Source organism: Sediminibacterium sp. KACHI17, assembly GCF_040362915.1.
Classification (GTDB): Bacteria; Bacteroidota; Bacteroidia; order Chitinophagales; family Chitinophagaceae; genus Sediminibacterium.
Window position 1 is genome coordinate 59,721 of sequence record NZ_AP029612.1, and the last position, 21,546, is coordinate 81,266.

General features: G+C 39.9%; 16 protein-coding genes. 5 read left to right on the top strand and 11 right to left on the bottom strand.

The window, feature by feature from the left end; all coding sequences use genetic code 11:
- Nucleotides 1–20: 20 nt before the first annotated feature.
- A complete protein-coding gene (locus ABXG83_RS00180; RefSeq protein WP_353549503.1) occupies nt 21–485 on the bottom strand; it encodes a GNAT family N-acetyltransferase in 465 nt (154 codons plus the stop codon).
- A gap of 103 nt (nt 486–588) precedes the next feature.
- Here ABXG83_RS00180 and ABXG83_RS00185 point away from each other — a divergent pair, with 103 nt between their 5' ends.
- Nucleotides 589–2,064 (top strand): NAD(P)/FAD-dependent oxidoreductase, encoded by a 1,476-nt coding sequence (locus ABXG83_RS00185; RefSeq protein ID WP_353549504.1) that lies wholly within the window; start codon nt 589–591, stop codon nt 2,062–2,064.
- Nucleotides 2,065–2,135: 71 nt separating this feature from the next.
- Here the strand turns inward: ABXG83_RS00185 and ABXG83_RS00190 are convergent, their stop codons facing one another.
- From ABXG83_RS00190 to aspS, 4 genes are all read right to left on the bottom strand, one after another.
- Nucleotides 2,136–3,497, bottom strand: coding sequence for a M28 family metallopeptidase (locus tag ABXG83_RS00190; RefSeq protein ID WP_353549505.1), 1,362 nt, complete (start codon nt 3,495–3,497; stop codon nt 2,136–2,138).
- A 98-nt stretch (nt 3,498–3,595) separates the two neighbouring features.
- The gene (locus ABXG83_RS00195) at nt 3,596–4,843 is read right to left on the bottom strand and encodes a replication-associated recombination protein A (protein ID WP_353550747.1); all 1,248 of its coding nucleotides are present in this window, start codon (nt 4,841–4,843) and stop codon (nt 3,596–3,598) included.
- 83 nt (nt 4,844–4,926) lie between these two features.
- Nucleotides 4,927–5,442, bottom strand: a complete 516-nt coding sequence (locus tag ABXG83_RS00200) for a hypothetical protein (RefSeq protein WP_353549506.1) — start codon at nt 5,440–5,442, stop codon at nt 4,927–4,929.
- 85 nt (nt 5,443–5,527) lie between these two features.
- Complete coding sequence (gene aspS, locus ABXG83_RS00205) at nt 5,528–7,357, bottom strand: aspartate--tRNA ligase (protein WP_353549507.1); 1,830 nt, start codon at nt 7,355–7,357, stop codon at nt 5,528–5,530.
- A gap of 136 nt (nt 7,358–7,493) precedes the next feature.
- Between aspS and ABXG83_RS00210 the strand changes: the two genes are divergently transcribed.
- The gene (locus ABXG83_RS00210; protein WP_353549508.1) at nt 7,494–8,639 is read left to right on the top strand and encodes an MFS transporter; all 1,146 of its coding nucleotides are present in this window, start codon (nt 7,494–7,496) and stop codon (nt 8,637–8,639) included.
- Nucleotides 8,640–8,742: 103 nt separating this feature from the next.
- The gene (locus ABXG83_RS00215) at nt 8,743–9,189 is read left to right on the top strand and encodes a hypothetical protein (RefSeq protein ID WP_353549509.1); all 447 of its coding nucleotides are present in this window, start codon (nt 8,743–8,745) and stop codon (nt 9,187–9,189) included.
- Nucleotides 9,190–9,263: 74 nt separating this feature from the next.
- On the opposite strand, the gene ABXG83_RS00220 is transcribed toward ABXG83_RS00215, so the two are convergent.
- The 3 genes from ABXG83_RS00220 to ABXG83_RS00230 all read right to left on the bottom strand — a co-directional run bounded on the left by ABXG83_RS00220 (nt 9,264) and on the right by ABXG83_RS00230 (nt 11,418).
- Nucleotides 9,264–9,401, bottom strand: coding sequence for a hypothetical protein (locus tag ABXG83_RS00220; RefSeq protein WP_353549510.1), 138 nt, complete (start codon nt 9,399–9,401; stop codon nt 9,264–9,266).
- A gap of 505 nt (nt 9,402–9,906) precedes the next feature.
- On the bottom strand, nt 9,907–10,308 hold the full coding sequence (locus ABXG83_RS00225) for a hypothetical protein (protein WP_353549511.1): 402 nt from the start codon (nt 10,306–10,308) through the stop codon (nt 9,907–9,909).
- Nucleotides 10,309–10,362: 54 nt separating this feature from the next.
- Nucleotides 10,363–11,418 (bottom strand): FAD-dependent oxidoreductase, encoded by a 1,056-nt coding sequence (locus ABXG83_RS00230; protein ID WP_353549512.1) that lies wholly within the window; start codon nt 11,416–11,418, stop codon nt 10,363–10,365.
- 154 nt (nt 11,419–11,572) lie between these two features.
- On the opposite strand from ABXG83_RS00230, the gene ABXG83_RS00235 reads away from it, so the two are divergent.
- A complete protein-coding gene (locus tag ABXG83_RS00235; RefSeq protein WP_353549513.1) occupies nt 11,573–12,118 on the top strand; it encodes a hypothetical protein in 546 nt (181 codons plus the stop codon).
- A 69-nt stretch (nt 12,119–12,187) separates the two neighbouring features.
- Here the strand turns inward: ABXG83_RS00235 and ABXG83_RS00240 are convergent, their stop codons facing one another.
- From ABXG83_RS00240 to ABXG83_RS00250, 3 genes are all read right to left on the bottom strand, one after another.
- Entirely contained in the window at nt 12,188–18,550 is a 6,363-nt protein-coding gene (locus tag ABXG83_RS00240; protein ID WP_353549514.1) for an alpha-2-macroglobulin family protein, read from the bottom strand.
- A gap of 376 nt (nt 18,551–18,926) precedes the next feature.
- Complete coding sequence (sucD, locus tag ABXG83_RS00245; protein WP_353549515.1) at nt 18,927–19,799, bottom strand: succinate--CoA ligase subunit alpha; 873 nt, start codon at nt 19,797–19,799, stop codon at nt 18,927–18,929.
- A 91-nt stretch (nt 19,800–19,890) separates the two neighbouring features.
- Entirely contained in the window at nt 19,891–20,730 is an 840-nt protein-coding gene (locus ABXG83_RS00250) for a DUF4198 domain-containing protein (protein WP_353549516.1), read from the bottom strand.
- A gap of 166 nt (nt 20,731–20,896) precedes the next feature.
- On the opposite strand from ABXG83_RS00250, the gene efp reads away from it, so the two are divergent.
- Nucleotides 20,897–21,463 (top strand): elongation factor P, encoded by a 567-nt coding sequence (gene efp, locus ABXG83_RS00255; protein ID WP_353549517.1) that lies wholly within the window; start codon nt 20,897–20,899, stop codon nt 21,461–21,463.
- Nucleotides 21,464–21,546 lie beyond the last annotated feature (83 nt).

A 21,546-nucleotide genomic window follows, 5' to 3' on the forward strand; every position in this document is an offset into this window, starting at 1 on the left:
CGAATACTTTTTCTTTCTTGTTATTTCTCGCTTGATACTTCTCTTATCATTTCAATATGTGGAATATCATCTTCGAGATACATTTCACTTACTTGGACAAAGCCAAGTGACTCATAAAATTTCTGTAGGTATAACTGAGCTCCAATTCGGATTGGCTGCTCTCCAAAAAGATCTTTACAGGTTTTTATAGCGGTTGTCATCAATTCTTTACCTGCGCCTTTTCCTCTGTATGCAGGAGAGCTTACGACCCTCCCGATGGAAACTTCGGTGAATGCAAGTCCGGCAGGTAATAAGCGCGCGTAAGCAACCAATTTATTTCCATCCCAGCCCATTAAATGCCATGAGGATAGGTCTTTTCCGTCAGGATCAAGGTATGGACAGTTCTGTTCTACCACAAATACCTCACTCCTAAGGTGCATGATCGCATACAATTCATGGGGTGTTAATTCCTTAAAGACCTTATAATACCAGTTATATTGGCTCATGGATATGATTAAATGATGATGGAGGGCAAAAATAATGGTAGTCCCACATTTATTTCACAACTTTGACGCGCAACAGGAAAATTATCCTGTTTTTTACATGAATATGAAAAAAAGAATAGCCATCATTGGCGCAGGACCTGCGGGATTGACCGCAGCTTATTTGTTGGCAAAAAACGGACAACAAGTGACCGTATTTGAAAAAGATCCGCAATATGTAGGTGGTATTTCCAGAACTGAGTCTTATAAAGGATATCATTTTGATATTGGCGGACATCGCTTTTTCTCAAAATCAAAAGAAGTAGAAGATTTCTGGACAGAGATCTTAGGCGACGAAATGCTTGAGAGACCCAGAAGCTCCAGAATTTATTACAATCATAAATTCTTTTCTTATCCATTAGTTGCTTTTGAGGCATTGAATAAACTTGGCATCATTGAAAGTGGTTTATGTGTGTTGAGCTATCTAAAAGCGAAAGCTTTCCCAATAAAAAATCCAACCAATTTTGAAGACTGGGTAACGAATCAATTTGGGAAAAGACTATTCAATATTTTCTTCAAAACATATACTGAGAAGGTTTGGGGCATTCCTTGTAAAGAGATCAGCGCTGATTGGGCAGCACAGCGTATCAAAGGACTTTCATTAAGCAGTGCTATTTGGAATGCTTTATTCAAGCCATCCAAAAAAGCAGGCGATAAAGATAAAGTGATCAAAACCCTGATCGATTCATTCCGTTATCCCAAGCAGGGGCCGGGTATGATGTGGGAAGTATGTGCTGAGAAAGCAAAAGCCAATGGGATGGTATTAGAAATGAATTGTGGCGTTCAGCAGATCGAATACATCAATCAGCAATGGACGATCCATACTTCATCAAAAGGTGCAATAGACGGGTTTGATTTTGTGCTTTCATCTGCACCAATGAGAGAGCTGATCGCAAGTGTACGACCTGCATTCCCCAAGCCTGTATTAGAAGCAGGTGCTGCTTTGTCTTATCGCGATTTTCTTACAGTGGTATTGATCTGTAAAGATGAAGATGCTTTTAGCGATAACTGGATCTATATTCATGACCCGAGTGTAAAAGTGGGTCGTGTGCAAAATTTCAAATCATGGAGTCCATATATGGTTCCCGATCCTGCTATGTCATGTTATGGGTTGGAGTACTTCTGTTTTGAAGGAGATGGATTATGGACCAGTAGTGATGAAGATTTGATCAATCTGGGTAAAAAAGAAATTGAAAAGATCGGTTTGACAAAAGGAACTTCTGTGGTAGATGGTTATGTGGTACGTCAGCCGAAAGCATATCCTGTATATGATCAAGACTATAAAGAGCGAGTGGCACTGGTTCGTGAAGGGATCAAAGCATATCCCGGGTTGTATTTAGTGGGTAGGAATGGAATGCATAAGTACAATAATCAGGACCATAGCATGATGACTGCAATGTTAGCAGCAAAAAATATCATTGCCGGTAATGAATTATTTGATGTTTGGGAAGTCAATGAAGATGCAGAATACCATGAAGGAGGAAATCGCGGAGCAGAAGATAAAGTGGCAGGGAGAATGATTCCGACAAAAGTGGGTTCTTAGTAGTATTTTATTTTTAGCCACAGATTCACAGATTGATTAACAAAATCTGTGAATCTGTGGCTATTTTATTTCTACCTACCGGGAGTCGGCACTACAGGTAAACTTTCATTTCCTGATTCATTCACAGATTGTACAGCAAAGAAATAGTTGTCTTTTGAGTAGGGTAGTTGATAACTTATATCAGTCGTGAATATTTTCTTCTGCCAAACTGCACTTGTTGTTTCACGCATCAGGATATAATAACCTTTTACTTTTCCTGTTTTCGGCGCAGCCCAGGTCAATAAGCTATAATTGGTTAGTCGTCTGGTTTCGATCTTCACATCTTCCGGCATAGCTGGTGCTTTCGCAAGGTTAGCCAGATTGCTTAAATTCATAGCGGTATTCTTTCGCAGATATTCGAAATCCATGAACTCAGGTAAATCACCATATTGGATACCATTCTCAACGCGTACATTCTGATGTTGATGATAATAGTTCTCATTCATTTCTGTAAAACGAACAGCTGCATATCCTTGCTCTACAAATGAAGTATGATCACCACCACGTAGAAAACGATCATTACGATAGATCATTACTACTTCCAGATTATCTACATAACGTTCGCCAACCTCTTTTACATAACGTGCCAATTGTCTTGCCTTACCATCATTCTCTAAACCAAGCTGACGAATATTTCTGGCAGCTTTCTCGGTTTCATAAGCAGGAAGCCCTTCACTGAAAACACGGATTCGAGTATTGTCAATGATATTGGTTTCACTGGTATTATTACTTCCCATGATATCATTATTCAAAACCGCTTCAATATTCCAACCCTGACTTTTAGCCTTGGTAGCCATAAATTTTGCACCGAGTAATCCTTGCTCTTCACCACTTACAGTAACAAAAATGATGGTGGCAGGAAAACCTTTTTGCGTCATGATGCGAGCGCATTCAATGACTGCAGCACAACCACTGGCATCATCATTGGCACCGGGAGCATCACCAATACTGTCTCTGACATTGGTGCGCATATTGTCAAGGTGACCACTGATCACAAATATTCTTTTGTCTGCGGTATCCGTTCCCTTGAGGATACCTACAACGTTACCAAGTACGACCGTACGTTCAACCCTGCTTCCAGCTACTGGCTGAAGTGTAGTGGTATCGATAAAAGCAGAGAACCTGCCATTCGATTTTTTAGCAAACTCATTGAATTTCTGTAACACCCAATTACGTGCTGCTCCGATTCCACGATTGGGGTCAGATTGCGTACTCAATGTATTTCGGGTACCATAGCTGACCATTTTCAGGATGTATGATTTCAGTGAATCAGCATTCACTTCTTTGACCATTTTTTCAATTTCAGGATCTCGCTGAATTGTTGTTTGTGCGAAAGAGGAAAGTCCGGAAGTAATGAGTACTACCGCGATCAATAACCGTTTTGTGATTTTCATAATATTAGCATTGGGTCTTAAAACTACGTATAAGCGCTTTTTCAGCAGAGGGTTCTTTTAATAAGTCGGTAAAAGCCTGCCGGTGAGGGGTGAATTACTTAATAATTGTATTTATCCTTCCAGCGATCTTTTAAAAACTTCCGAAGCTCAAGTTCACGGGCATTATTGCCAGGTTCATAAAATTTTGTGCCTGCGATTTTTTCGGGTAGATATTCTTGTGGGATAAAATTGCCCTCACCCATGTGCGAGTACTGATATCCTTTTCCATAATCCATATTCTTCATCAATTGTGTTGGCGCATTCCTGATATGCATAGGCACCGGAAGATCTCCATGCTTACTAACCGCAGCCAAGGCTTCATTAATGGCAACATAAGCAGCATTGCTCTTTGCAGAAGATGCAAGATAGGTAGCACATTGTGATAAGATGATTCTGCTTTCAGGATAGCCTATCTTATTCACTGCATCAAAAGTAGTATTGGCTAATAACAATGCATTTGGATTGGCATTACCGATATCTTCACTCGCGAAAATGACCATTCTGCGTGCGATGAATTTCACATCTTCACCACCTTCGATCATTCTTGCTAACCAATAGACAGCTCCATTGGGATCGCTGCCTCGCATACTTTTAATGAAAGCAGAGATGATGTCGTAATGCTGTTCACCCTGTTTGTCATACAAGGCTATTTTCTTTTGAGCCACTTGCATGACAAGTGCATCAGTAATCACGATTTTTTTCTGAGGTACACGACTGGCTTCTGTGCTGATGACCAATTCAAATAAGTTCAATAATTTTCTTGCATCCCCACCCGAGATATTGATCAATGCGGTTGTTTCTTTGATATCTACGGAAAGATCATGCAGTAGTTCATCTTTTTGCAGCGTATGTTGTAGTAAACGGATCAGATCATTATCCTGAAGAGATTTCAATACATACACCTGACACCTGCTTAGCAACGCACTATTGACTTCAAAGGATGGATTTTCTGTAGTTGCTCCAATTAAAGTGATAATACCTTTTTCAACAGCGCCTAACAATGCATCTTGCTGTCCTTTATTGAAGCGATGGATCTCATCAATAAATAATACCGCACCGGGTTTGTGGTTTGCTTCCTCTATGACTTCCCGTACATCTTTCACTCCACTACTAATAGCGCTCAGTTGAAAGTAGGGGGCTTGTAAACTATGTGCGATGATATTGGCAATGGTGGTCTTTCCAACGCCTGGTGGTCCCCATAAGAGCATAGAAGGAATACGCTTGTTCTCAATAGCGGTTCTTAAAATACTTCCCTTGCCGGTCAGGTGTTCTTGCCCAACAAGATCATCCAATGTTGTTGGACGCATTCTTTCTGCTAATGGTGTACTGCTATTCACACTTGTAAATTACAGAAAAGAAAAGATGTTTTACAGCTGTTAATCCTCAATCACTAGGATAGGGTAGATTGGCTGAAAAGATGTCCGAATTTTTTCAGCATTTTGAAACCTAAGATCACATGGACAAGGATCAAAATACTCACGACCAGCATAAATCCGGCAACGCCACGCAGAATAGAAACGAAAAAGCCTGAATCTATTCCTTCAGGAAGATTAGGCTGTGATTCCATGGCTTTTTCAACAAAGTCTTGTAGTGCAACAGGCCCCAACATAAAAATACCAACAGCATTTAAGAAGAAAAGTGCGCCCATGCCCAAACAAACAAATGCATTCACACGTATCCAATCACGAAGTGAGGTTTTGCAAGGAGCGTTTCTCTCAATTCCGTTAGATATGAATTTAAGACTCGAAAAAGTATAAATGACCAAGCTAGCAAACATGAATAACATGAACCACATGGGTGGATTACCGATGGCAGGTATCAAAATCAGAAAACCCATCAACCCAAAGAAACAGGCCACCGGAATAAGGATGTAAGTCAGTATTCGATAAATGGTTAGTTGTTTCATAGTATTAGATTGACTGACTATTTTGATTGATTGTAAGCCGCAGATTCGCTACTTAAAATCTGCGAATCTGCGGCTAAAAAAAATACTAATTTTTGAGGTCTAGTTTAATTTGTAATTCATCAAACTGATGCGCATCAATAGTGCTCGGTGCATCAAGCATGACATCTCTGCCACTGTTATTTTTAGGGAATGCTATAAAGTCGCGGATACTCTCACTTCCACCAAGAATTGCGCAAAGTCTGTCGAAGCCAAATGCAATACCTCCGTGTGGAGGAGCACCATATTCGAAAGCACCTAAAAGAAAACCAAACTTATGTTGCGCTTCCTCTTCACTCATACCTAAAGCAGCAAACATTTTCTCTTGCAACTCTCGCTGATAGATACGAATAGATCCACCTCCGATCTCATTACCATTCAATACCATATCATAAGCGTTCGCTTTGATATTGGAATAAGGATGTTCGAGATATTTATCCGCATTTTCAATTACCGGATTGTTATTGATCATCACACTGATCTGATCTGGTTTGGGAGAAGTAAAAGGGTGATGTCTAGCTACCCATCTGTTCCCTTCTTCATCATATTCAAACAATGGGAAGTCGAGTACCCATAATAATCTGAATTCATCTTCTTTTCTTAGCCCTAAACGTTTTCCCATTTCGAGTCGAAGTTCGCTAATGGCTTTACGTGTTCTTTCTTCTCTTCCTGCCAATATCAATACAAGATCTCCTGCTTTTGCACCAGCTGCATCAGCGATCGCTTTCAATTTATCTTCCGTATAAAATTTATCTACGCTGCTTTTATAGGTTCCATCTGCATTACACTTGATATATACCAACCCCTGCATTCCTATTTGAGGGCGCTTCACCCATTCTGTCAGTTCATCGGTTTGTTTACGGGTGTATTCACTACAACCCGGAGCAGCAATGGCTAATACTGTTTCAGCATTATCAAAGACTCCAAACCCTGCACCATTGATCAGTTCGCCGGTAGCAATGATCTTCCCGCCTTTTAGAAAAGCAGATTTCAGATTGGCGATCTGCATCCCAAAACGGATATCTGGTTTATCGTTGCCATAGGTCCACATGGCATCTTCCCAGGTCATGCGTTCAACCTTATCTGTGTAGTCAATATTCTTGACTTCTTTGAAAATACTTTTGATCATGCCCTCAAACATGGTAAGGATGTCTTCCTGCTCCACAAAAGACATTTCACAATCTATCTGCGTGAATTCAGGTTGACGATCAGCACGTAAATCTTCATCTCTAAAGCATTTAACGATCTGATAATAACGATCATAACCACTCACCATCAATAGCTGCTTAAAAGTTTGTGGTGATTGAGGTAAAGCATAAAATTGTCCCGGATTCATTCTGGATGGCACCACAAAATCGCGGGCCCCTTCCGGTGTAGATTTGATGAGGAAAGGTGTTTCAATATCCATGAAGTGATTTTCATGGAGATAGTTACGCGCTGCTCTATTTACAGCATAGCGTAGTTCGATGTTTTTCTTAACCGCATTTCTGCGAAGATCCAGGAAACGATATTTCATACGCAGGTCATCGCCACCATCAGTATCATCTTGAATGGTGAAAGGAGGAACGGCTGCTTTGTTCAAGATTTTAAAACTGCTGATATGTATTTCGATATCTCCTGTTGGAATATTGGGATTCTTATTGCTTCTCTCTGCAACATTACCGGTGGCTTGTATTACAAACTCTCTTCCCAGTGGTTGAGCGTCCAATTCGGTATTGAGTTCTTCACCAAACAATAACTGGGTAATACCATATCGGTCACGCAGGTCCACAAAAGTGATCGCCCCAAATTTTCTAACGGTTTGTACCCAGCCGGCCAGGGTCACTTGTTTTCCGGCATCACCGGTTCTTAACTCTCCACAAGTATGTGTACGGAACATAGAGATTTTTTTATTGAGTCCATGGACCATGGTCTATGGACCATAGTCTCGCAAGGCCGCAAATATACTCCAAAACCCGCAAGCCCCGTAGTGATTTAGCGATGGAAAACCTGTGTTTTTGTATCATCTTTGCAACATGCATGCAAGCCGAACACGCAAGGTGAACAGGATCTCTGTCGCCGTTTTCTTTTTTATGGCAGGTATTTGTTTCGCTAGTTGGGCGAGTCGGATACCTGATATCAAGTTACAACTAGGATTAAGTGATGCAGGATTAGGTGCTGTATTATTAGCCTTACCCTGTGGATTGATGCTTAGTCTCCCTCTTTCCGGTTGGGCAGTTACTCGTTTCAGCAGTAAGACCATGGTCACGATAGCTGCGGTAGGATATCCACTCACATTGATCTTAATAGGGTTGGTAAGTGCCACCTGGCAACTGGCAGGAGTATTATTTGTATTCGGAATTTTCGGGAACCTATATAATATCTCAGCAAACACCCAAGCAGTAGGTGTAGAATCATTATACCAACGATCCATCATGGCTACTTTTCATGGCATCTGGAGTTTGGCCGGATTTTCAGGTGCAGCTGTAGGTACATTTATGATTGCACAAGGCATAGCGCCTTTGCATCATTTTATGATCGTTTGTATTTGTTGTTTAGTGGTTGTATTACTGGCACAAGGAAAGATCTTGCCGGAAGACGCCAAGTCAGCAGATAAAACACCGCTCTTCGCTAAACCGGATGCTACCATCTTACGATTAGGTTTAATCGCATTTGGCTGCTTGGTATGTGAAGGAACTATGTTCGACTGGAGTGGTGTTTATTTTCAAAAGGTGGTCAAAGCACCACAGGAATTGGTGACACTTGGGTACTCAGTTTTTATGGGAACGATGGCTACAGGTAGATTCGTGGGCGATAAACTGGTTACTAGATTTGGTATACAGCAGATGTTGCAGATCAGTGGTATCGTGATCTGTAGTGGATTATCTGTCGCAGTCTTATTTCCAACATTGATACCGGCAACGATCGGGTTCTTTCTCGTAGGATTTGGCGTTTCCTCTGTTGTTCCTTTGGTATACAGCGCAACTGGAAAATCAACAACCATGTCTCCTGGAGTTGCTTTGGCAGCAGTATCTACCATTGGATTTCTTGGGTTTCTGATCGGTCCTCCATTGATCGGCTTTATCGCAGAGATAGCCGGTTTGAGATGGTCATTTACTGTCATTGCCATGGTCGGATTATCTACTACGATCATGGCTACGTTCATGAAATGGGATCGTTAAATAAAATCTAAAAGGATTTGTTTCTTCTGTAAAATCATTTTTTGGTCGAAGAATTGAATGTTGTTCTATGAAACATTTTTCTTAACCCTGAAAATGATGTTCTATGAAACGATTTTTACTCTTTTCTACACTTATTGTCTTTCTTTCTTCTTGTTCACAAACTGTGATTGTTCCCGAACAAAGATCCATCGCCGGAACCTGGGTACTATCAGAAGCATCACGTAGTGATGGATTCGGATGGCAGTATTTTCGATCTGCCTTAGAAGAAGGTGTCTTTGATTTTTATCGGAATGGAGATGCTGAATACGAAGATGGTTATAGCCTTATGCGTGGTACATGGCGTATCCGAACAGTTGCAGGCGGATATTATGACCAATACGGCAATTATCATGATCGAGTGCATGACATCTGGGAAGTAAATGTCCGTGATCCTTATAACCGCACGTCTATTGATATGTTTTTTGATGAGATCGTAGTGTACAATGATCGCATCATAGCTACACATTATGATGGCTACTATATTCAACGATATATTTTCCGAAGAATATAATCTGTGAATCTGTGGCAATAACTAGACACAGATTCACAGATTTAAGGTGGAATTGTTTTCATGTTATTACCCGTTTATTTACGGACTGTTTTAAGGGTGTTCACGATGGCTGCTCTTTTAGCAGCGGTTTGTTGTCGTTTTTGATGTTTGGGGTTGCCAAGGCAGAGGAATAACAGGGCACTGCCGGCAATCACCACTACTAATGGTTTCATTTTTTATAAGCATAAGAATGGTTAGGAAAAGGTATACGTCGACCCTTACCGTCACTGACGGCACCATTGGGAACTTGAAATGAAGGGTACATCAGCATAGCTGCAGCTATGCATCTTTGTTCCTGCATTCAGGTTTTTGTCCGGAAATGGTGAACGGGAAGATTTAGTTCAGATGAACTTCTGGTGGCTTCACGCGCTGGCGGAAACGAGCAAACAGAAATTCGGTGTGGTGGTTCATATTACATGGGAGCGAGGCTCCATTTACTTTGAAGACATAAAGGTATATGGGGGGTGAACATCCTTGTATAAAAACAGGGATAAGCGGGACTTGCGCTTTCACAAACGGTAAAGTACCTGTGATGAACGGTAAAATGAGTGCGTTGGCGGCAAAATGAGTGTATCGGCGGCAGCAGGCCTTGATGAGTGGTAGTTGTAATAACGGGTGTAAAAGCCTGCATATTGGATCGTCATCCAGACCCAGTTCTTATACTTGTGGCTATGATCTTTAATATGCCTCTTTATGTTTGGGCTTCCAGATCAGATAATAAAATGCGAGAATGAGAATGCCGGTTAAAAATGGAATCAGTGCAAGATCTTTATAAGTGTAATGACTAAAAAGTATCTTTTCATCAAATGCTAAAAACTCACTGATCATCCAATAAGAGTTAGCGCTGATCCAAACTGCGATTGCAAGATTATGACACAATTCTGAAACAATATTTCTTGTTCTCCAACTGATGATGATCGCTATGATCAGTGTTGGAAAGATCATGGTGATACCAAGAATGGAAAATCCCAAACACCAGGCTACATCTTTGAACAACCAAAATACGATATGTAAATTTTCCATTTTGCGATAACGCAGTGGAATGGTATAGTCTTGTTTGCTCGCGGCGGGTTCAGCCATTGATTTCAGTGTTAGTGGATAATTATGGCTGCAATATTAATTTTTTGTCATCAATCAGCGGCTTAAAATGCGGGTAAATCTTGTGACATCCGCGGCAGGGGTCATTTCTTTTCCTGATACCAGATAGTGGGTTAACTCATTGGCAAAAAATGGAGCTAATGAACAGCCTTTTGTGCCCATTCCATTGAATACACCAACTGTTTTGTGTACGGGATGTAGACCAACAAAAGGTCTTCTTTCCATATTGGCCGGACGTTCAGCAGCCATATGGTCTAAAATCCGGTAAGGCAATTTCAACCAGTGTTTAAGCTGTTCTTCTGTTTTCATTCTGAAAGCTTCAGATGGATTCAGGTCTGTAAAATCCCACTCATAAGTAGAACCGATCCACCACAATCCATCTTGCCAAGGAACCAGATTGATACCTTGTTTATAAATATTGGTAGCAGGCAATCCGTCGATCGCCGCAATGATCGCTTGTCCCTTATTTGGCGCATAGGGTAATAAATGGAAATATGGATTGTGAAAACCGGCAGCCCCTTCACAACAAATGATCGCCTTCGCAGTGATATGTTGATATTGTACTTCTGATGCTTTGATACTGCAATCTTTCCATTCAAATCTTTGTTCAATTATCCTTCCATCCAGCTGCAATTTTTTTCTCCATTCTTTTAATAAACGATTGATGTCTATCAACCAGCAAGGATCGATTTCTCCAACGCCAAAATAAAAATTAAAATATGAAGACAGTTGTTCGCTTTGATCAGGTATACGCAGGTATTCCTTTTCCTCAGGTAGTCTTTCTTTGAAAGCCAGCATCATTTGTGGGGTAGGATGAAAATCCAGAATATTAGTTTGTCTGATCAAAGCAATATTCAGATCCTTTTCAAATTCCCGATAAACATCCACTGCAAATGGCATGATCTTTTCAATCTCCCATGTCCTTACAATTCTTCTTCCGGTGACCGGATTGATCACGCCGCTGGCTACTTTCGAAGCAGTAAAGGGCTTTGTTTCATCAATGACCACTACTGTTTTACCTGCCTTTAGTAATCGGTGACTTAACATCGTTCCACAAATCCCCTGTCCAATAATAATATAGTCTACAACCATATGCGTAATCTGTGATGAACTGCAAATTTCATGAAATACAGTCATTCTTGTGCATCGAATATCTTTTATCCTTTGATCTAACCGCCAGTCCAAAAAGACCGGCTTTCAGGCATCGATTTTTGTTGTATAAGTGTCATCATCCAAAATCAATACCATGCGAAAAGGGTGGATCGTTTTATTATTGCTATCTATTTGTTCTTTAACAGCGAGGGCACAGTCAAGAAAAATGAAGTTGACATTATTTCCGGAAGCAGGGTTGGTAAGTTTTGACGGAAAAAGTGGAAGTGGTTGGGGATTGTATGCAAAAGCATCTTTTGTTACAGGCCCTACAGGAGCCTTGACACTTACAACAGGTATGGGCAGGGCAACTTTGAAAAAACTTGTTGGTTCCTCAGAAGACTATTCCATTCGCTCTATACCGGTATTGGTTGGTTATGAACATGCGATCGGAAATTTCAGAGTGGAACCTCAATTAGGATTGGGTGAATTAGGGGGTAAGTATACATTGTCAGGAGTTGTTGCTCGTCCATCAATCGCCTCTTTATTTTCAGCTTTGGCTGTAAGGTATGAATGGAAGGCTGTATCAGTTGGTCTCAGAGCTCAATACCAAAAATCAATTGAAGGAAGTGAAGTGGGAACATGGTATCGTTCCCGAATGGGATTCTATACCATTCAGGTGGGAATACCTTTGGTCAAGTGATCTTTGATTTTTTGATCTTTGATTTCTTGACTTATTTCCTTCAAGAAATCAAAGATCAAAAAAATAAACTTATTCTTCTACTCGTAATATCATTCCTCCCGAATTCGCAGTAAACTCTGGTGCATACATACATTGAATACTGGCATTGCCTGTTGAGAAAACACCGGTATGAGTGATGTAAACAGGGTAGTCGAAGACATAAGTGCCTTTGTTCAACTGACCAATGAAGAAATTGGTGCTGGCATCTTTTGTGCTTTCATAATAACCAAGTCTGTCTTGCCATTTGAACCCGCTTAATACATTTACGGGTTCCATAGTTGCAGATCTGGTATCTTTTAAATGGAGATATTCCATTACACGATCGCTTTTAATGATCATCCTGATGATCACTTTATCTCCGGGTCTTACCACATCATTCTCCTTCAATGATTCCAGCACTTTGCCTGTATTGCTATTTTTTTCGATGAATAGTTCTTTGCTGATAGATAATGGGGTAGAAGAGGGAGTGATCTTATCCATGTCTTCAAAATATTGCCAATGTACAGCACCCCATGATATGGATTCCTTAGATGCATTTCCGATTGTTTGTACTGTGACTTGAATGTTTCCCATTTCAGGTTTTATCAGTCTTCCTTCTATACGTTGCTGGAAATATCCGGTGCCTGCTTCTCTATTCGTGCCTTGGTTATTGTAAACTACATTACCTAATTCGATACTAACTCTTTTATCTGTATGTAATAGATCTGAACCGGTTATGATCAGTGCATATGCAGCATCAGCTGTTGCAACAGTAGTATTCCAATGATTGGTTTGTTTATTAAGCAATAGCCAGTTCCTGGCATGATCAATACTTTTTTGTCCCCCTGAAAAATTTTGATCTTTCAGTATCTCTTGTAAAAATTGGATTACTGTACTTTGATGTTCTATGGAAGAAGTAAACCATGAATATGCAGAACGGTCTTTCCAGTAAATAGTTGCTTTTGATTTGTCCTCTACCGCATTTTCAAGAATTGGGTTAAGGATATTGACATTGACAAACCTTTTTTCATTATTTCTGAAATAAATCAATCCTAATAGCGCTTTATTGTAGATACTTTGTTTCTGAATATTGTTCTTACCCAGGTCATAGAAATATCGATATGCTTCATCATTTTCTTTTAATGCGATCTCACGAAAGAAACTTCTCATATACAAGTACTGAAGATGTATGCCGGATAATATCATTTTTGTAGAATCATTTTTATTAGATCTGATAGTACGGTAATCTTTCAGTATAGCTGCGTCCAGAAATGCTAAAGCGTTGTTGATCACCGGCTGTAATCTGATCGTGACATCAGAAGTAATAGCGCCCAGTCTTTTCAACTTGCCAATGCCCGTCAAGATATAATTCGTCATGTAACGATCTGAATAGCCACCTTTGAACCAACTGAAGCTCCCATCCGGTAACTGCATTTCCTGTAATTTGTTGATGAATTGTTCTGCTTGTTGATTCAATCGGAAAACATCAAATAGTAAAGCCAAATTTTTATTTTTTTCAGTTTCTGTTGCCGCTTCAAATACCCATGGTGTTTCTTCCAGCATCAATTGTTTAAGCGCTTGATTCAGTTGAAGCTTACTTTTTAGTGCGGCAGTATCTTTTTGCCATGCCTCAAATACTTTTTTGATTTTAGGATCTCTATTCAGGATATACTGCGCTAAGCTATTCGCGTAAAAACGATTAAATGTTTGTTCTACACATTCATATGGGTATTCCATCAAATAGGGGAGTGCGCGTATGGCCTCCCAAATTGGATTGGCAGTATAACTCATGGTCAATGCTTCATGTGTGAGGCTAGGGCTATTGGCATTGATGAGTTTTTCAAAACGAAATGTTTGTGTAGTGTCTTTTGTGATCAAGATCGGCATACTCTCCGTAACAAGTTGCCTATTGGTAAGTACCGGAAGTATATTTTCTTCTCCATCACTGTAATTCCCTGCTCTAGCCACCAATCGCCAGGTAAGTGCACGATTGAAACTAAATGGTATTTGAATAGGAAATTTTACAGTAGTGCTCTGTTTAGCAAGTACGGTAAAATATTGTACAGGGAAAACATTCTGAAACCATCCGTCCACTGAAGATCCGGCATTTGCATCAATGAGCTCCAACATCACTTGTCCGGATAGTTCCTCACCACTTAAGTTAGTAACCTTAGCACTGAACTCCATTTTATCACCTTCCCGCATAAAACGTGGAGGATTGGCTTGTACCATCAATGTTTTTTGAGTGATGATATCTGCTTGAGCATTACCAAAAGCAAGATCCTTATTATGTGCAAGGGTCATCCATTTCCACTGGGTAACCGCTTCTGGCATTGTAAAGCTGAAACTATAATTACCACTGCTGTCTGCGTGTAGCTGAGGATAAAAGAAAGCTGTTTCATTAAAGTTTTTTCGAATGACAACAGGCGGTACTGCATTCTTCGTAACAATGATCATAGCACCTTTTTCAGCCTTTTGCCCATACTGTTTCATGGCTTCTGCAGGAGCTAATTGTTCAATAGAAATTATGTCAGCAGGATTGATGCTTGCAATGCTGGAAACGACCACACCATCTACGATCAGCAAACTGCCCGTTGCGATAGGAGTACTACTGTTACCTCTGATTCTTACTGCATCATATTCTACCGGAACGCCAGCCATCGTGCCATAAGCAACATCAGAAGTAATATTGGTTTTTCTTGAGCTGACTGTTATGGTTTCATTTAATGCAGGGCTCATGGTTTTAACCGGTTGAGGCTGATAAGCAAAAAAGAAAGAACGATCTAATTTTTTGATTAAATGATTTTTCAGCTGAACTGGTAGCGTAGATGAATCAGTTGTCCAACGATACAGATTTTGTTGCATTAACTCTTGTGCGTACAAGGGGAGTCTATCTATATCTGCTTCTTGTCCCGGATCTAAATAGATCGTATTTGTGAATTTATCAGCTGATTGTTGTGTAGTAAAATTACTTCCGCTATGGAAATCATTTGCCCATCTGTTTTCCGGCCATAGTGCAGGGATTCTCCATCTGTGTTGTTTGAACTGATCAAGAGATGCATCATACATGCTTGTTAATACTTCTGCATTTGTGCTATCTCCTTTCTGACCTTTCACTTGTATGGTCCAGGTTTCTTTACTACCCGGCTCAGTCTTGTTGCGATAGGAGCGATATTGAATCTCTAACTGTTTATTACTCCATGGAATATTAATGCGATAGGCCTGAGAATACATTCTATTGTGTATCACATATGCTTCTGTGATCATCATCCCACCTCTATCAGATTCTGTTGGAATAAAACTGATATCGGATAATCCTTTTTTTCGGATTTCATAACTAATAACAGCTCTCTTATTCGCCTGATCTCTTTTCCTGATGACATAAATTTCATTAGCTGAGACCCCATGAATGAATAGCGCGGTATCTCCTGGCTCAGCAGTTTCTTTTTTAGTGAAAGTGAATTCATATTCCTGAGAAGGTAACTTCTTCGATGTATGGTCAAATACTTTGAAGTAGGATACCGATCTTATACTAGCCCCATTTTTATCTTTTGTAGTTGCTTCTATTTCATAATGTCCGGCCGCAAGAGTACTAGATAAGGTTAGTTGATCAGATATTTTCGTATCAATAGTGAATTCCTGAAATACGCTACTCTTTTGCCATGAAGAAGGATTGGATTCATTTGCATATTCATCATAAGGGAATTCATATAAGAATTCTTTTTCGCTCATTAAAAAAAGATCGGGTCTTTCCCATAACCTTTTTCTGATGAGTCTATTGGGTTGTTGAAGGGCGGTGAGTTTTAACTGAACTATGGCAGGTTCCTTTTCATTGCTAAGATTGGTGGTTGATACTGATATGTCTTTTAGGTCGCCTGCATCAATGCTTTCGGGGGCTTTAACTGCGAGTAGGATGGATCTTGATCCCGCAGTGATCTCTGTTTGTGCTGTTCTGGTTTCCCCATTATTATCAGTAACTGTTGCACTGATGGAAAAATCAAATAACTGTGTTGCTTCTTTATCTATGATGATATCTTCAGCGTGGGCTTTAAACTTGATCTGGAAATTTCCGGTAGCATCTGTTATTAATGATCCATTACTGATCTCTCTTCTATCATACGAAGGTCTTGGACCTCTCCAATAATCATTATACAGATATCTCTCTTCTCTTGTAACAGCATATACCACTTTAGCGGCATCAATAGCGTTGCCAGCAAATGCTTTCGCATTTCCTTTGATCACAATGGTATCATTAAGCTGATATGAATAGGTCGGTTTTTCCAGTGATACTGAAAATGTCGGTCGCTTATATTCTTCTACCGAAAAGTAAGTCTCTGTATTTGTTTGGTGTAGTCTTACATAGATCGAATAATTGCCTGTAAGTCCTTGTAAGGGTAAGTTAAATTGACCGGCAAATGATCCAAAGCTATTCAGCTGAAAACGTGCGGAATCGATTTTCTTTCTGTTTACATTCTGAAGGAAGACCCATACAGAGTCTCTGCTACTAATGATCTTACTTTGTTGGGTGGATGGATTTTTTGTAACACCAATTCCTTTGAAAAATACTGTTTGCCCTGGTCTGTAAATAGATCTGTCAGTAAAAAATAAAATCCTCTTCGCTTTGTTTTCAGACGCTGCTATTTCTTCTGGATCAGTTATTTCATTATGGATCGGCTCGTAAATATTTTCGTATTCGGGAAGATTAAAAGCAAGTTTATCATTTTTGGTTTCAAAAATGTATTTATAAGCGTTGCTGATTTTTTTTTCGGTGAAATTCACATGTCCGTTTTGGTCGGTTTGTTTGACAGCCAATAATTGAAACTGGTATTTTTTCAACTCTTTTTTATAGACATTTTCGAATATGCTCACCTTTACTTTCGCTAATGGTTTACCTGTTTCTCGATGAACAACGAATAGATCATTTTTATTTTTGATATAGCTGATATTCGAAACAATAAAACGCTGAAAGCTAAGTTTCGAAGTGCTATCATTATTAAATTCAGAGTTATTTGAACAAACTAATTCGTATTCACCTGCAGGTAATGCTGGTAAAGCTATTTCAACAGCATGTTGTTGCAGGTCATCAGTTCTTGGCAGTTTTTGAATGATCGTTTTTATTGGATTTGCAGAAACCAGTTCCTGCCAGAATTTCGATTCCCAAAATAATGGGTTATCTCGGTTTGAATCTGCCTTTAGAATTCTTAGATAGAGGGTGTCAATATTTTTATAAGAGACAAGGGCTCTGAATTTCTTATGAATAAGATTGACGCGTTCTGTTTTGATGTGCCAATTCGGTTGATTTAAATCTCTTAGAAGCGAATTTATTTTTTGAAGTGGTGCTGTAGATCGATCAAAAGTAGCGATGGCATCCGTTAATATTTTTTTAGCTTTTACCAGTCCATAACGGTGTGTTGTATCTGAAAAAGGCTTATAGGTTTGTCCTTTTTGCACTTCTCTTAATGCTAATGCATGCCAATAATCAACGGTAGCAATATTGGATGGATAGGTAGTTGTTATAATTTTTAAGGCACTCTCGTAAGCAATATCTTTTTCAGGGAATCTGGCTTGTTGATAAACCCATTCTATTCTATTCAGGTTGAATTTCAGCAGCGATTCAAGTTTATGATCTTGTTTATGTTTCTTTAGTAATTGCTGAAATAACTGCAGCGTGATCAAATGATGCGCATTGCTATCCGTGAGTGGGAATTTAGTTTGAATGAATGTTTCTAATTCACTTAACGCTGAAGGATCTTGAAGACTTAAAAAGTCTGTTGTTCTACTGACAAAATAATCTTCTGACTTATAAAATTCAATCGCTGCAAGGAGACAGAGATCTGCAAGATCAAGTTTTATATTCTTGTCATTCCCTCTGATTAAAATTGCATCATACTGATCGGTTGATACTTGTTGAAGCTGGGGTATGTATAGCAATATTTGTTTGAATTGCAGGTCGATGTTTTTTCTGAAATCATCGATCGTCCATGTATTGATATCTAGGTTCTGATTGTTGTTGATCGTCTTTCTGTCATAGATGCCCCAACGATTCTCAAGAAAATATCTTTCAAGTTGTTGGGTTAACATCAATCTGAATATACTCTGACTAATAGGATCAGAGCTGTTTTTGATCTCTTGTTGCAGCTCTGTAGCGATCTCAACAGGTCCCTTCTCTGTTACAATACTTTCCAATGAATATCGATAAATCAAACACTTGATCTTTTGGGCCTTGAGTTGTAGACGAGCAGCTTTTTCATACAGGATGTTTACTTTTTCCAAAGCGGTTTTCGTCATTCCATCATTTAGTACCAATGTGTCGATATCAATCCATTCCCTGGTAAAGCTGGTATCTTTTTGTTGTGCGAAAGAAGTAAATGAAAAAACGAGAAATCCGAGTAAAACTGAAATCCTAAGCATCATGCATTGAAATTTGGTAGAAAAATACGCCCTATTTAATGGGGATGCAAACATCTTGCAATATTCACAGAAGAGAAGTCGGATTAACAAAAGTTTAGAGCAAAAAAGAAGCTTGCAGCAGTCGCTACAAGCTTACCCCCAATTTGTAGTTGTTGTTTATCCTTACGGATTGATTTCCAACGAGTGCAATTTCTTTATTTTTTATGAGGCTGCAATACCTGTAATTGAGTATTTTAAGTAGGTAACAATAAGATAATGATGGTAAGCAATCAGGAATAAGAACGGTGGATGATGTTGAAGAGATAAAACTAAAATCAGCAGATAAAAAAAACACCCGAAAATTTCGGGTGTTTTAGATAGCAATATATTTATCAGTTAATTATTTCTTGAGTGCAGCAGCCATTGTTTTTCCAATATCAGCCGGGCTTGCAACAACATCGATACCACATTCAGCCATGATCTTCATCTTAGCAGCAGCAGTATCATCGGCGCCGCCAATGATCGCACCTGCGTGTCCCATACGGCGACCCGGAGGCGCTGTTTGTCCGGCAATGAAACCCACAACAGGTTTTGTTTTATTGTCTTTGATCCAGCGAGCCGCTTCCGCTTCCATGCTACCGCCGATCTCACCGATCATGATGATACCATCAGTTTCCGGATCATTCATCAATAATTCAACTGCATCTTTCGTTGGAGTACCAATGATTGGGTCTCCTCCAATTCCGATCGCAGTACTGATACCCAAGCCGGCTTTTACTACCTGATCAGCTGCTTCATAGGTAAGGGTTCCACTTTTTGAAACGATACCAATACGGCCTGGTTTGAAGATAAAGCCGGGCATGATACCCACTTTTGCTTCACCGGCTGTTATTACACCCGGACAGTTAGGTCCGATGAGTCGGGTGTTTTTGCCTAAAAGATAATTTTTCACTTTCACCATATCCTGTACCGGAATACCTTCTGTGATACACACGATAAGTCCGATACCTGCATCTGTTGCTTCCATGATGGCATCTGCTGCAAAAGCAGGCGGAACGAAAATGATACTTACATCGGCTCCAGCAACTTTCACTGCATCCGCTACGGTATTGAACACGGGACGATCCAGATGTGTAGAACCGCCTTTGCCGGGAGTTACACCGCCAACTACATTGGTACCATATTCAATCATTTGGGTAGCGTGGAATGTACCTTCTGTTCCGGTAAAGCCCTGAACAATGATCTTCGAGTTTTTATTCACTAATACTGCCATGGTAATGGTTTCTTGTATTTGAAATTTGCGGCAAAAATAAGTGAAAAAGGTCTGCCGTCATCAATGATTCAAAGAATGTTCCGGATCATGGTTATTTCGTAACCGGAAAAAATGAAGAATACTCAAAATTTACACTTGCCCAATAACTCTGCCAGTCTGCTTTTGTATCCCCATTCAGTCTTTCCATGTAAACAGTGCTCACCATGAATTTTCCGCTGTGTCTTTTTACCGCAACAAATCCCCGTCCATTGGTACGATAGGTTTCCATCGCGATTTGTCCATTTTCATTGCGAAACCAAGTTCTCACCAAAAGATTCGGTATGGCTTTTCCTTTGAACAAAATACGGAACCTCATGGTAGGGAGATCTTGAGATGGCCTTGATCCTACAGGTTTGTATGGGTTTTCAATAGGAATGATGTCTAAAGGAAGAGGGGTCGGTTCGGTACAGGCATCTGTTCTCTCATTGCCAACCTGAATGATGGTTTTAACAGAACGCTGGTAATACTCTTTCCCATTTTTCAAGGATTCACCATTTTTTGATCGATAAGCCAGTGCTTCTTGTAATCCATCCTCTTCCAGATAAGCCTTGAATTTATCAGGTTCGAGATCGATAAAAGAATTGGTACTATTGAATAAAATCATGTGGGTGCCTTCCTGCTGAAGGGGTAACTTAATGGAATCGCCCTTTGTCAGAGAGACCCTATCAGCGATATCAATGCTGGTACCACTTGGTTGAATATGTGCAAGCATTTTGATCTTCTCTCTATTTCCACTCCAATTTTCACCAGTAAAATTTTCACCCACCCTAAAACTGATATCTGCGATCTCACGAATGGTATAGAAATATTTGGCTGGCTGTAACCAAAACTCATGTCCGAACAACGAAAAAGTCACAAAAAGAAGACAGATGAGTAAGGATTTCTTTCTCATGGGCTAAGAATAATGTCAGTAATAAAAGACCGATAACCAAAGCTATGAACTATCGCCTTATAAGCCGTTGACTCAAATGCGGAAATCAAAAAAATCAGACATCCGGTAGCTGGCATCATTAAAATCGCATCAAACCCCTACTTTTGCGGCAGAAATAAACCTTATTATGGCAACTACATCAGACATTAGCCGTGGCATGATCTTAAAGCTAGACGGCAGCTTATATTCAGTGGTAGAATTTGGAGAAAATAAAACTGCTCGTGCAGCAGCGAAGGTTTGGGCCAAGCTGAAAGGCGTGGATAACAAGCGTTCCATTGAAAAAACCTGGAATAGTGGTGAAACCATTTTCCCGGTACGTGTTGAGAAAAAAGCATTCCAATACCTGTATAAGGATGAGAGTGGATTTAATCTGATGAATAATGAGACTTTCGAACAGATCGCATTGGCAGAAGAAATGATCGATGCGCCACAGTTCCTGAAAGATGGTTCAGAAGTGTTTGTGTTCATCAATACGGAAACAGATCAGCCAATTGGTGCTGAGTTACCTGAAAAAATCGTTTTGAAGATCACCTATTGTGAACCAGGACTTCGTGGAGATACCGCTACGCGTGCTTTGAAAGCTGCTACTGTAGAAACAGGAGCTACGGTAATGGTTCCCTTGTTCGTAGAAGATGGGGAGTTGATCCGCGTAAATACCAAGACTGGTGATTATGTGGAACGCGTAAAAGAATAATTTAATTCGTTAATAATAGAAAAGGCACTTTTAGTGCCTTTTTTAGTTGACAGATTATATAAGACAGATGTTTGTTGACAGTA

Excerpts from the sequence above, each read along its gene's own strand:
- ABXG83_RS00210 (WP_353549508.1), top strand. The coding sequence starts at position 7,494 with ATGCATGCAAGCCGAACACGCAAGGTGAACAGGATCTCTGTCGCCGTT.
- ABXG83_RS00220 (WP_353549510.1), bottom strand. The coding sequence starts at position 9,401 with ATGAAACCATTAGTAGTGGTGATTGCCGGCAGTGCCCTGTTATTCCTC.
- ABXG83_RS00180 (WP_353549503.1), bottom strand. The coding sequence starts at position 485 with ATGAGCCAATATAACTGGTATTATAAGGTCTTTAAGGAATTAACACCC.
- ABXG83_RS00235 (WP_353549513.1), top strand. The coding sequence starts at position 11,573 with ATGCGAAAAGGGTGGATCGTTTTATTATTGCTATCTATTTGTTCTTTA.
- ABXG83_RS00230 (WP_353549512.1), bottom strand. The coding sequence starts at position 11,418 with ATGGTTGTAGACTATATTATTATTGGACAGGGGATTTGTGGAACGATG.
- ABXG83_RS00190 (WP_353549505.1), bottom strand. The coding sequence starts at position 3,497 with ATGAAAATCACAAAACGGTTATTGATCGCGGTAGTACTCATTACTTCC.
- ABXG83_RS00240 (WP_353549514.1), bottom strand. The coding sequence starts at position 18,550 with ATGATGCTTAGGATTTCAGTTTTACTCGGATTTCTCGTTTTTTCATTT.
- efp (WP_353549517.1), top strand. The coding sequence starts at position 20,897 with ATGGCAACTACATCAGACATTAGCCGTGGCATGATCTTAAAGCTAGAC.
- sucD (WP_353549515.1), bottom strand. The coding sequence starts at position 19,799 with ATGGCAGTATTAGTGAATAAAAACTCGAAGATCATTGTTCAGGGCTTT.
- ABXG83_RS00195 (WP_353550747.1), bottom strand. The coding sequence starts at position 4,843 with ATGCGTCCAACAACATTGGATGATCTTGTTGGGCAAGAACACCTGACC.
- ABXG83_RS00250 (WP_353549516.1), bottom strand. The coding sequence starts at position 20,730 with ATGAGAAAGAAATCCTTACTCATCTGTCTTCTTTTTGTGACTTTTTCG.
- ABXG83_RS00225 (WP_353549511.1), bottom strand. The coding sequence starts at position 10,308 with ATGGCTGAACCCGCCGCGAGCAAACAAGACTATACCATTCCACTGCGT.
- ABXG83_RS00185 (WP_353549504.1), top strand. The coding sequence starts at position 589 with ATGAAAAAAAGAATAGCCATCATTGGCGCAGGACCTGCGGGATTGACC.
- ABXG83_RS00200 (WP_353549506.1), bottom strand. The coding sequence starts at position 5,442 with ATGAAACAACTAACCATTTATCGAATACTGACTTACATCCTTATTCCG.
- ABXG83_RS00215 (WP_353549509.1), top strand. The coding sequence starts at position 8,743 with ATGAAACGATTTTTACTCTTTTCTACACTTATTGTCTTTCTTTCTTCT.
- aspS (WP_353549507.1), bottom strand. The coding sequence starts at position 7,357 with ATGTTCCGTACACATACTTGTGGAGAGTTAAGAACCGGTGATGCCGGA.